Below are 11,663 nucleotides of genomic sequence, written 5' to 3' on the forward strand. Positions count from 1 at the left end.
CTGATGCACGAGTTTATTGAGTGGATTGTGATGACGGTTAATGGTTGGGGCTATAGCGGCATCTTTATTTTAATGGCGCTCGAATCAACTGTTTTACCGGTGCCGAGTGAATTGGTGTTAATTCCGGCGGGCTATTTGGTGCAGCAAGGACAGATGAACGCGCTGGTGGCATTATTCGCCGCCACTATCGGCAGTTTAGTCGGTGCTTTTGTGAATTATGGGTTTGCATTGTGGGTGGGACGTCCATTTCTGGAACGATATGGACGTTATTTCTTTGTGAAGCCGGCGTTATTAGCCAAGACCGATGCTTTTTTTATGCGGCACGGCGCAATTTCAACCTTCACCGGACGCTTAATTCTGGGCATTCGTCATTTAATCTCATTGCCGGCCGGTTTATGTCGGATGCCCATCACCACCTTCGCTATTTATACCAGTTTGGGCGCGGGTTTGTGGTCAATGATATTGCTGGCAGTGGGTTATCTCATTGGCAATAACGCGGCGTTAATTCAAGAGCATTTGCCATTGGTCACTGCGGCGGTATTGCTGTTTGTAATCGCCACGCTCGTCGGTTATATCGTCTGGCAACGGCAGCCATCGCGCCTAAAATAAATTGTCAGTTTTCAATGAACTGTCATTGCGTTACTCTGACTTTTTCATCAAGGTTCTGTTAATGGTGCGCCCGCCTCGCAAATTGCTGTTAATCATTCAGGTATTGGCGCTGTGCTGGTTCAGTAACGCGCCCGCAGTGGAGCTGCCGGAGCTGGGAAATTCGGCCGATGCGCTGTTGAGCAGTGGCGCGGAGGCGCAGCTCGGTCATGCGTTCATGCGCAGCGTGCGCACCGCGCTGCCGGTGCAAGACGATCCGCTGTTGACCAGTTATCTGGAAACGCTCGGCGCGACGCTGGTGGCAGCAACGCAGCAAACCGTTGGAAAATTTACCTTTTTTCTGATTGATGCGCCGATGGTCAATGCCTTTGCCGGTCCCGGCGGCTACATCGGCGTTTACAGCGGGCTGATTTTGGCGGCGGAAACCGAGAGCGAATTGGCCGCCGTCATCGCGCACGAAATCGCCCACGTTACCCAGCGCCATCTGCTGCGTGGCTTTGAAGATCAAAGCAAATTTTCCCTGCCGGCGACGGCGTTGTTGATCGCAGCGGCCATTCTCGGCGCTCAGGTGTCGGCGGATGCGGGCATGGCGGCGATGGCGGGAATTCAGGCGGCGACGGTGCAGCGGCAGATCAATTTCACCCGCGATAATGAAAATGAAGCCGACCGTTTGGGCATCGCCACGCTCGCGCACGCCGGCCACGATCCGTATGCGATGGCGGGATTTTTTGGGCGTTTGGCGCAGTCGGGGCGGCTATATGACAACCACGCGCCGGAGTTTTTGCGCACGCATCCCGTGACCAGCAATCGCATTGCCGATGCGCTCGGTCGCGCTGATGAATTTGGAGCGCGGCAACATCCTGACAGCGTGCGTTTTCACCTGACGCGAGCGCGGCTGCGGCAATTGGCGCAAACGCTGCCGGAGCAGGCGGTGGCGCAAAGTCGGGAACGGTTGCGCGAAGGGCGTTATCGCAACGAGCTGGCCGAGCGGTATGGTTACGCGCTGGCGCTGGTGCGGGCGCGACAATTGAATGCAGCCGCAACGGAAATTGCGCAATTGCTTAAAACGGCACCCAATCAACCAGAATTTCTCGTTTTAGCGGCGCAATTGCACCAAGCCCAACAGCAACCGGCAGCAGCAGTTGCATTATTAAAACGCGCCTTAGTGAATACGCCAGATGATTGGGTATTGCGCATGGCGTATGCAGAGGCGTTAATTGCCAATGCGCAACCCAAGCTGGCGCTGGATGAATTAACCGCTATTGAACGGCAACGCGCCGGAAGTGCAACCTTATATCATTTATTGGAACAAGCGGCATTGCGAGCCGGGAATGAAGCCGCAACGCATCGTTATCGCGCTGAACAGCATTATGCCGAAGGTGAACTGGAGCCGGCAATACGACAACTTGAGGTTGCGCTACGCCAGCGGCAATTGCCTTATCACGACGCAGCGCGAATTCAAGCGCGGTTAGATATTTGGCGGGAAGAATTACACGCCATGAAACAGCGCAAGAAGAAATAAATCTTCCGTCTAATCACTGAAAACTGCCAACTGACTACTCACAAAATGATTGATGCCACCGTATTTGTTGTTGATGATGACGAAGCTATGCGCACCTCGCTGCAATGGCTGATTGAAGCCACTGGCTTGCCGGTGCAAACCTATGAATCCGCCGATGTCTTTCTCGCCAGTTATCAACATGGGCAAGCGGGGTGTTTATTGCTGGATGTGCGAATGCCGGGCATGAGCGGTTTAGAACTGCAAAGTTATTTAACGCGCCAAGGGTATCGCTTGCCGGTGATTTTAATTACGGGGCACGGCGATGTTGCAATGGCGGTGAAAGCGATGAAAGCGGGCGCGATGGATTTTATTGAAAAACCCTTTCACGATGAAGATTTATTGCGCAGTATTCACCACGCGCTGGCTTGCGATGAAAAGCACCGCGCTGGACATTTAGTGCGGGCGGAATTGGCGCAACGCTTGGCGGAATTAACGCCGCGAGAACATGAAGTGATGACGATGGTGACAGATGGATTATCCAATCGTGAAATTGCGGCGGCGCTCAAAGTGAGTGCTAAAACAGTTGAGGCGCATCGCGCTCATGTGATGGATAAAATGCGAGCGGAATCATTGGCGGAATTGGTGCGGATGGCGTTATTGATGGCTCCCGAACCGCTGCTATAAATGCACAACAACGCTATTAAAAGATGACAATTAACATGCCACAATCTCACGACGCAGTGAATGCTGTATTTTCTTGGCCGATCCGCATTTATTATGAGGATACTGATGCTGCTGGTTTGGTGTTTTATGCCAGCTATTTACGCTTTTTAGAACGCGGGCGCAGTGAATGGCTCCGCGCTCGTGGCTATGAATTAGATCAATTGCGTGAGCAAGACGGTGTTTTATTGACGGCGCGGCGCGTTAATCTCGATTATTTAGCGCCAGCACGTTTCAATGATTTATTAACTGTGCGTTCGCATTTAACGCATCTCGGCGGCGCGAGCATGACTTTTGCGCAAGATGTTCGCCGTGACGCCGACGGCGTGATCTGCTGTCGCGGCGTGATCAATATCGCCTGCGTCGATGCCGTGAGCCTGCGCCCGCGCCGGTTGCCGGAGGGACTGACGGCGGCTCTCAGCCAGCCGTTCTCGTTTGCGGAGCACCGCTGACATGGCGCTGTTGACGGTGATCCTGCACGCCAGCGTGGTGGTGCAACTGGTGTTGCTGGCGCTGCTGGCGATCTCGGTGCTGTCGTGGGGTTTGATCTTTGATCGCGGGCGCGTGATTCGCCGCGCCAGCCGCGCTGCGCAAGAATTTGAGGATGCGTTTTGGGCAGGCGGCGATCTCGGCGCGTTGTATCAGGAGTTGCAGCGCGACGCGGAGGCGCAAGTGGGGTTGGCGACGATTTTTAGCGCGGGATTTAAGGAATTTTTGCGGCTGCGCCAAACAGAAGAGTTTGATTTAACGACGATTTTGCGCGGCAGTGCGCGGACGATGCGGGTGGCGGTGAGCCGCGAGGTGGAGCGGCTGGAACGCGGGTTGGCATTTTTGGCGACGGTCGGCTCGACCAGTCCATATATCGGTTTATTCGGCACCGTGTGGGGAATTATGCAGGCGTTTCAATCGCTTGGAAATGTGGAGCAGGCGACGCTGGCGCTGGTTGCGCCGGGCATTTCAGAGGCGTTGATTGCGACGGCGATGGGATTGTTAGCGGCGATTCCGGCGGTGATGGCTTACAACCGTTATGTGACGCAGGTTGAGCGGCTCAACAATCGTTACGAAGAATTTGCGGAGGAATTTGTGGCGCTGTTGCAACGGCAAGGTCGCGGTGGCGCGGCGTCGTGAGCATGAAATCGTTCCGCTGCCGCTCGCGCCGTCGCCTGTTGGCGGAGATCAATGTCGTGCCCTATCTCGACGTGATGCTGGTGCTGCTGATTATTTTTATGGTGACTGCGCCGCTGATGACTTTGGGCGTGAAGGTCAAGCTGCCGCAAGAACAGGCGGGTGCGTTGACCAGCCCGCCGTTGGAAGCGGTGGTGATTACGGTCGATGTCAGGGGGCGCTATTTCGCTGATCTTGGCAACGATCCGCGCCAAGCGATCACGGCGCAGACGTTGCTGGCGCAGTTGCGGGTGGTGTTAAAACAACAACCGCAGACGCCGATTTTGGTTCGTGCCGATCAGCGGGTGGATTACGGGCAAGTGATGCGGGCGATGGTGATTGCGCAAACCGCTGGCGCGGCGGAGGTGGGGCTGATTACTGCGCCACCTGAAATGGCACCTTAGCCAATGCTGTGGCGATTTTTACCGGCTCCGCGTGCGGCATTGCTGTGGTCAGTGGCGCTGCATCTGGCAGTTGGGCTGGCGCTGTTATTGGGCATGTGGGTGACGCCGCCGCCGGTCAAGCCGCAAGTGCAGGTGGTGACGGCACGATTGGTGGGAACGCCGCGTCCGTTACCTCCCGCCGCACCGATCCGCCAATCTGAACCTGAACGCCCCGCGCCAGCAGAATCGACCCGCGCTGCGGCACAACGATTGGCGATTGAACAGGAACGGCAAGCGGCGAATGCTCGCGCTGCGGCGCAACGTGATGCTGACGCTGCGGCACAACGATTGGCGATTGAACAGGAACGGCAAGCAGCAAATGCTCGCGCTGTGGCGCAACGTGATGCTGACGCTGCGGCACAACAATTGGCGATTGAACAGGAACGGCAGGCAGCAAATGCCCGCGCTGCGGCGCAACTTGACGCTGAACTTGCTGCGCAGCAAATGGCGATTGAACAAGAACGGCAGGAACAACAGCAGCTTGAGACGGAATTGGCACAATTGGCGGCAGTGGAAGAACAACGCTTTGCTGAAGACCTCGCCAAGCAACAGCGCGAGCTGCCGCCGTTGCCAGCCGCGCCTGATGCGCCGGAAGCCGATTTATTGGCAGCGTTGGCAGCCGAGCAGATGACGCGAGAAGCTGATCAATACGTCCCGCTCATTCAAGAGCGCGTGCGGCAATTTTGGGTACGTCCACTGGCAAGCGGACGCGATTTCAGCGCCGTTGTCGCGTTGCGGCTGCTGCCGGGCGGCGAAGTCATCCCCAACAGCGTGCGTATCGTCACGAGCAGCACCAATGCAGCGTTCGATCAATCCGCCATCGCTGCCGTATATCAAGCCTCACCGCTGCCGGTGCCGACGGGCGCAGCCTTTGCGCCATTCCGCGATTTTTATTTCACCTTTTCACCGGAATAAACCCCGCCATGCGCCAGCTTTTATCTGTATTGCTGCTCGTGCTCGGTGTGACCACCAGCGCCAGCTACGCCGCGCCGCGTCTCAACATCGCCATCACCGGCGGCGTTGAAGCGGCACAACCGCTTGCCATCGTGCCGTTTGGTACCACCGACGGGCACATCGCGCCGGTCGATGTTGCCGCCATCATCAGCGCCGATCTCGCCCGCACGGGCATCTTCAAACCGCTGCCGGTCAGCGACATGCTGACGCAGCCGACCACCCGCGAGACGGTTGATCTGCGCGATTGGCGCTTGCTCAACATGAACACGCTGGTCATCGGGCAGGTGCTGCCGGCCGGCACGGGTTTGCAGGTCAACGCGGTGATTTATGACGTGCAGCGCGGGGTTGAACTCGCCGCTCCCAGTGTGGCGACGACGGCGGCGGGACTGCGCCACACCGCGCATCAACTGGCAGATGTCATTTATCAAACGCTGACCGGACGCCCCGGCGTAGCGGCGACGCGCATTGCTTACGTTGCCAGCAGCGGCAGCGGTGACGCGCAAATGGTCAGCTTGCGGGTGGCGGATGCGGACGGCGAAAACGCGCAAACCATCATCTCCACCAAGGAGCCGCTGCTGGCGCCGGCGTGGTCGCCAGATGGTCAGCTCATCGCCTATGTTTCATTTGAAAATCAACGCGCTGCCATTTACCTTCAAGACTTGCGCAGCGGGCAACGCACCTTGGTTGCCAGTTATCCGGGCGTCAACAGTGCGCCAGCCTTTGCTCCAGACGGGCAGCGATTGGCGATGACGCTGTCAAAAGATGGCAATTCCGAGATTTATGTGCTTGATCTGGTCAGCCGCGAGCTGCGGCGCTTGACCGATCATTTTGCGATTGATACCGAGCCGACGTGGTCGCCAGATGGTCAGCAGTTGGTGTTTACCAGCAATCGTGGCGGCACTCCGCAGTTGTATCGGATGGCAGCCAGCGGTGGCGCGGCAGAGCGGATCAGTCTGGAAGGGGATTACAACGCCCGTGCTTCATTTGCACCGGATGGGCGGTCGCTGGTGATGGTGACGCGCAGCAATGGCGCATTTCGGATCGCGTTATTGGATTTGGAGCGCAACCACACGCGCCTGTTGACGACGGGCCCGCTGGATGAAGCACCGAGTTTTGCTCCGAATGGTGAGCAGGTGCTGTATGCCGCGACTCATAACGGGCGCGAAGTGTTGGCGACGGTCGCGGTAGATGGCAGCAGCGGTCAGCGGTTGTCACCCACCAGCGGCGCAGTACGAGAACCGGCGTGGTCGCCGCCGCCACCCGCGCCGGTTGGCAGCGGCGATAAAATTTTGGCGCAGCAATGATTTCAGAAGTTGTCAGTTAGGCGGTGACAAACGACATTTTTACTGACAACTGCCAACCGACAACTCAAAAAACTCGCCCCGCAAAGAAAGGCTCAGCCTATGTCCGTCCCCGACCTCGCACCGTTTTTAGAGAAACCCGGGCTCATTGATGCCTATTTCCCGCTTCCAGACCGATATGACGAAATGCGCACCACCGCCGGTGCCGTGCGCCCGCAGTGGCAATATCTGCTTGATGTGCTGCGCTCTCTCGGCACGGCGGGAATTGCTGAACGTGGCGCAGAGGCGGCGCGGCTGATTCGAGATAACGGCATCACTTACAACCTCAACGGCGATCCCAAAGGAATGTCGCGGCTGTGGCAGTTGGATTTGTTGCCCATTTTGATTCCGAGCGATGAGTGGGCGGAATTGGAGCGCGGGCTGATTCAGCGGGCGGAATTGTTTGATTTGATTCTGCGCGATCTGTACGGAGCGCGTGATCTGATCCGCACCGGTCATCTGCCCGCCGAATTGATCGACGGTCATCCCAACTATTTGCTGCCCTGTCACGGCATCGAAGCGCCAGCCGGACGTCCGCTGCTGCAATACTCAACTGATTTGACGCGCCTTCCCGACGGGCGCTGGCAGGTCATCGGCGACCGCACCCAAAGTCCGATGGGCGCGGGCTATGCGCTGGAAAATCGGGTCGTGCTGGCGCGAGTGTTGCCCAGCCTGTTTCGAGATTCACACGTTCACCGCCTTGCCGGTTTCTTCCGCTCCCTGCGGCGCACGCTCGTCCAACATGCGCCGCGCCGCGCCGAGCCAGCGCGGGTGGTGATGCTCACGCCCGGGCCGCAGAACGAGGCGTATTTTGAGCACGCCTATCTCGCCAATTATCTCGGCTATACGCTGGTGCAGGGCGGAGATTTATCGGTGCGCGACGGGGCGCTGTGGCTGCGCACTCTCGGACGCCTCGAACGCATTGATACCGTGCTGCGGCAGGTCAATGACGTGTGGTGTGATCCGCTGGAACTGCGCGAGGATTCCTTGCTAGGCGTGCCCGGGCTGTTGCAAGCAGCGCGAGCGGGAAATCTCATTGTGGCGAATGCGCTCGGCTGCGGCATTCTCGAACATCCGGCGCTGCCCGCCTTTTTGCCGCAGATTTGCCAGCATTTGCTGGGTGAAACTTTGCTGGTGCCAGATATTGCAACGTGGTGGTGCGGTGATCCGGCGGGGCTGGCGCTGGTGCGCGAGCAGTTTGAACAGTTGACGATCAAAGCGATTCCGCCAGTGCGCCAGCCGCTCGCCATCAGCGGCGAGCACGGGGAATTGCCGCGCACGATTCCGGCGACGTACACGCCCGCAACGATGGAACCGGCAGCGCGAGCGGCGTTGTTACAGGCGCTGCAAGCACATCCCGGCGGATATGTCGCGCAAGCGCGGATTGTGCCCTCCACTGCGCCAGCGTTCATCGGGCAGCGGCTCGAACCGCGCCCCAACGTGTTGCGCACGTTTTTAGTGGCGGAGGAAGACAGTTATGCCGTGATGCCCGGCGGTTTGGGGCGGGTGGCGCTGACGCCAGAGGCGACGCTGGTGTCCAATCAGCTCGGCGGTTTGGGCAAAGATGTGTGGGTGCTGGCGTCCGAACCGGAGCGGCAAGAGACGCTGTTGGTCAGCGCCGATGCGCAAAGTCCCGCTGTCGTGCAAGAAAGCGCAGTCTCCAGTCGTGTCGCCGATAACCTGTTTTGGATTGGGCGCTACGCCGAACGCGCTGAAGGATTGGTGCGGTTGCTGCGCATCACGATCTTCAAATTCTCCGAGCGCACGCAGCAACCGCTGCCAACGGCGCTGCGCTTGTTGCTGGAGGCGCTGACGAATCAAACCCAATCGTTCCCCGGCTTCATCGGCACCGGCGCAGAAGAACGGTTGCGCAATCCCATCCCCGAATTGCTCTCATTGATGACCGATCCCATGCGCAGCGGCGGTTTGCCGCGCACGTTGGAAGCGCTCGGACAGGCGGCGTATTCGGTACGCGAGCGATTGTCAGCAGACACTTGGCGCATCATCAGCGACATCGAAGGGCGATTAGCCAATCTCACCCAGCACTCGCCGACTCAGTTATCGCAAGCACTCGATGAGCTTGATCCGCTGGTCACGTCGCTGGTGGCGTTTTCGGGCTTGACGCAGGAAAACATGACCCACAACGAGGGTTGGCACTTTTTGGAAACCGGTCGCCGGTTGGAGCGCGGCAGCACCTTGGCGTGTCTGCTGCATTCGACGCTGGTGCCTATGGCGGGCGAAACCGATGAAAACTTGGTGATTGAGGCGGTGCTCGGCATCACCGACAGCTTGATCACCTATCGCCGCCGTTATCACGCCGGCACTCGCGTCGGCGCGTTATTGGATTTGGTGCTGCAAGATGAGGGCAATCCGCGGGCGCTGGCGTATCAATTGGCGATGTTGGAACGGTTGATTGGTGAATTGCCACGCGGTGATTTGGCAATTGGACGCACGGCAGCGCAAAAGCTGGTGCTGAAAAGTTTGACCGGCATCCGTTTGGTTGAGATTGATCAGTTGATTCAAACGCCGTCGACACCGTTGCGGCGGGTGGTGCTTGCCAAAACGCTCAGTGATTTGAGTGGCGAATTGGCGGCGATTTCTGACGCGATCACGGCGCAGTATTTCCGCCATGAAGAGCAACCACACAGTCTGTTACGCCGCACTGGAACGCCCGCGCCATGAAATTTCGCGTCACCCATCTCACTCGCTACGAATACGCCGAACCTGTGTCGTTATGCCACAGCATCGCCCACCTCAAACCGCTGCGCACGCGCCGTCAACAGTGTTTATCCAGTCATCTGCGGGTTGATCCGTGGCCGGCGGTGATGCGCGAGCGCGAGGATTTTTTTGGGAATCGCGTTAATTATTTTTCGATTCAACAGGCGCACAACGTGTTGGAAGTGACCGCCAGCAGTGAGCTGGAACTCACGCCGCTGGTGGTGCCAACGACCGATAAAACGCCCGCTTGGGAGCGCGTGGTGCAGCGGCTGTACGACCGTGGCGATGGGCTGATGACTGACGCCCGCATCTTCACCTTGCCCTCGCCGCAGGTGCCGCTGGATCGGGCGGCGCGAGAGTATGCGTTGCCGTCATTTCCGCCGGGGCGACCGATTTTGACGGCGACGCAGGAGTTGATGGGGCGGATTTTTCGGGATTTTGACTACGATCCGCTGTCGACCACCATCGCTACTCCGGTGGCGGAGGTGATGCGGCAACGGCGCGGGGTTTGTCAGGATTTTGCCCACGTCGCGCTGGCGGGACTGCGCGGATTGGGGCTGGCAGCGCGGTATGTGAGCGGCTATTTGGAAACGCTGCCGCCGCCCGGACAGGTCAAATTGCAGGGGGCGGATGCGTCACATGCGTGGTTTGCGGTGTTGATTCCCGAATTGGGCTGGGTCGATTTTGATCCGACCAATAACCAGATTCCCAACGCGCAACATCTCACCACGGCTGTGGGGCGCGATTTTCAAGATGTGACGCCGTTGCGGGGGATTTTTTACGGCGGCGGCACCCACGAGCTGGTGGTGGCAGTGGATGTCAATCGGATGGTTGAGCGCACACTTTAAGCGCCAGCACACTCGCGCCACACCTCCAACAGCGCGGCGGCTTTGTCCCACGTTTCTTGATATTCCGCTGCGGGATCGGAATCCATCACGATCCCGCCACCCACTCCCAGCCGCGTCACCCCGTCGCCATGCACCAACGTCCGAATGATGATGTTGGTGTCCATCGCGCCATCCCAGCCGAGATAGCCCATCGCTCCGCAGTAAATGCCGCGCCGCTGCGGTTCTAATTCCTCAATGATTTCCAGCGCCCGCAGCTTGGGCGCACCGGTGATCGAGCCGCCCGGCAAACTCGCTCGCAACACATCCAGCGCCGTGCGTCCAGGCGCCAGCCGTCCGGTCACGGTGCTGACCAGATGATGAACGCGGGCGTAGGGTTCCACTGCAAACAGTTGCGGCACCTGAATGGAGCCAGTGGCGCACACCCGCCCCAAATCGTTACGCAGCAAATCGACAATCATCACATTCTCAGCACGATCTTTGGCGCTCGTGCGCAACGCCTCAGCTTGCTGCTGATCGCGCTGCGCCTCGGCGTGACGCGGGCGCGTGCCTTTGATCGGCTGGGTGGTCACTTCACCGTGACGCACCTGTAAAAACCGCTCCGGCGATGAGCACAGCACCTGACAGTCTGACGGCGCGAAATAGGCGCTAAACGGGGCGGGATTGAGCTGGCGCAGGCGTTGATATGCCGTCCAGGGCTCACCCTCGGCCGCGACGCTGAACTGGTGCGCGAAATTGACCTGATAACAATCACCTGCGACCAGATACTGTTTAATCCGGGCGACGGTCGCCAAATACCGCTCTGGAGTCAGATTGGACTGCACCGCGCCGCGCACCCGATACGGCGTGAGACATGCTGGCGCTGGAGTTGCCAAGAATGCGGCGGCGGTGTGCAAACGTTGCGGTGAACTGGCCACCACCTGCGCCGTAGCGCGGTGATGATCGACCACCAGCGCCCAGTCATAGACACCAATTGCCAGCTCCGGCAACTGCGCGACGTCGTGCGCCAGCGTGGGCAGCCGCAGCCAGCGTCGCGCTAAGTCATAGCCAAAATAGCCCATTGCGCCGCCGATGAATGGCAAGTCGGTCGGATTGGGGCGGGCGGGAGCGAGAATTTCAGCCAGCACCGCTAACGGATCAGCGCGGGAATGCCGTTCACCAGTTGGCGTCCAGATGTGGGTTGTTGCGCCGCGAGTCGTCAGCGTGAGCACCGGATCGGCGCTCAAAATGTCATAACGCCCTTGGGTGCTTAACGGGCGTCCACTGTCGAGAAAGATCGGCCAGCGTTGCGCCAGCAGCGGGGCAAAACGCACGGCGCTGTCGGGCACATAAGGCAGCGAGTGGATGACAGGAACGCGCATCGGCGGTGGTT

General features: G+C 58.9%; 11 protein-coding genes. 10 read left to right on the plus strand and 1 reads right to left on the minus strand.

Features of this window, described 5'->3' with window-relative positions:
• Positions 1 to 3: 3 nt before the first annotated feature.
• The 10 genes from CKO12_RS01375 to CKO12_RS01420 all read left to right on the plus strand — a co-directional run bounded on the left by CKO12_RS01375 (position 4) and on the right by CKO12_RS01420 (position 10,294).
• Entirely contained in the window at positions 4 to 609 is a 606-nt protein-coding gene (locus CKO12_RS01375; RefSeq protein ID WP_242466145.1) for a DedA family protein, read from the plus strand.
• A gap of 61 nt (positions 610 to 670) precedes the next feature.
• Positions 671 to 2,128: a M48 family metalloprotease gene (locus CKO12_RS01380; RefSeq protein WP_200152933.1), complete on the plus strand. Its 1,458-nt coding sequence runs from the start codon at positions 671 to 673 to the stop codon at positions 2,126 to 2,128.
• Positions 2,129 to 2,173: 45 nt separating this feature from the next.
• Positions 2,174 to 2,791 (plus strand): response regulator transcription factor, encoded by a 618-nt coding sequence (locus CKO12_RS01385; protein ID WP_200152934.1) that lies wholly within the window; start codon positions 2,174 to 2,176, stop codon positions 2,789 to 2,791.
• A gap of 35 nt (positions 2,792 to 2,826) precedes the next feature.
• On the plus strand, positions 2,827 to 3,279 hold the full coding sequence (gene ybgC, locus CKO12_RS01390; protein WP_200152935.1) for a tol-pal system-associated acyl-CoA thioesterase: 453 nt from the start codon (positions 2,827 to 2,829) through the stop codon (positions 3,277 to 3,279).
• A gap of 1 nt (position 3,280) precedes the next feature.
• On the plus strand, positions 3,281 to 3,955 hold the full coding sequence (gene tolQ / locus CKO12_RS01395; RefSeq protein WP_200152936.1) for a protein TolQ: 675 nt from the start codon (positions 3,281 to 3,283) through the stop codon (positions 3,953 to 3,955).
• A 2-nt stretch (positions 3,956 to 3,957) separates the two neighbouring features.
• On the plus strand, positions 3,958 to 4,395 hold the full coding sequence (gene tolR / locus CKO12_RS01400; protein WP_200152937.1) for a protein TolR: 438 nt from the start codon (positions 3,958 to 3,960) through the stop codon (positions 4,393 to 4,395).
• A 3-nt stretch (positions 4,396 to 4,398) separates the two neighbouring features.
• Positions 4,399 to 5,349 (plus strand): cell envelope integrity protein TolA, encoded by a 951-nt coding sequence (tolA, locus tag CKO12_RS01405; protein WP_200152938.1) that lies wholly within the window; start codon positions 4,399 to 4,401, stop codon positions 5,347 to 5,349.
• An 8-nt stretch (positions 5,350 to 5,357) separates the two neighbouring features.
• The gene (gene tolB, locus CKO12_RS01410) at positions 5,358 to 6,692 is read left to right on the plus strand and encodes a Tol-Pal system beta propeller repeat protein TolB (protein WP_200152939.1); all 1,335 of its coding nucleotides are present in this window, start codon (positions 5,358 to 5,360) and stop codon (positions 6,690 to 6,692) included.
• Positions 6,693 to 6,791: 99 nt separating this feature from the next.
• Positions 6,792 to 9,410 (plus strand): circularly permuted type 2 ATP-grasp protein, encoded by a 2,619-nt coding sequence (locus tag CKO12_RS01415; protein WP_200152940.1) that lies wholly within the window; start codon positions 6,792 to 6,794, stop codon positions 9,408 to 9,410.
• Positions 9,407 to 10,294, plus strand: coding sequence for a transglutaminase family protein (locus CKO12_RS01420; protein ID WP_200152941.1), 888 nt, complete (start codon positions 9,407 to 9,409; stop codon positions 10,292 to 10,294). Before CKO12_RS01415 ends, CKO12_RS01420 begins: the two co-directional genes overlap by 4 nt.
• Here the strand turns inward: CKO12_RS01420 and pabB are convergent.
• The gene (pabB, locus tag CKO12_RS01425) at positions 10,291 to 11,652 is read right to left on the minus strand and encodes an aminodeoxychorismate synthase component I (protein WP_200152942.1); all 1,362 of its coding nucleotides are present in this window, start codon (positions 11,650 to 11,652) and stop codon (positions 10,291 to 10,293) included. The genes CKO12_RS01420 and pabB overlap by 4 nt on opposite strands.
• Between the last annotated feature and the right edge of the window lie 11 nt (positions 11,653 to 11,663).

It is taken from the genome of Chromatium okenii, from assembly GCF_016583745.1.
In the GTDB taxonomy this organism is placed as follows: domain Bacteria; phylum Pseudomonadota; class Gammaproteobacteria; order Chromatiales; family Chromatiaceae; genus Chromatium; species Chromatium okenii.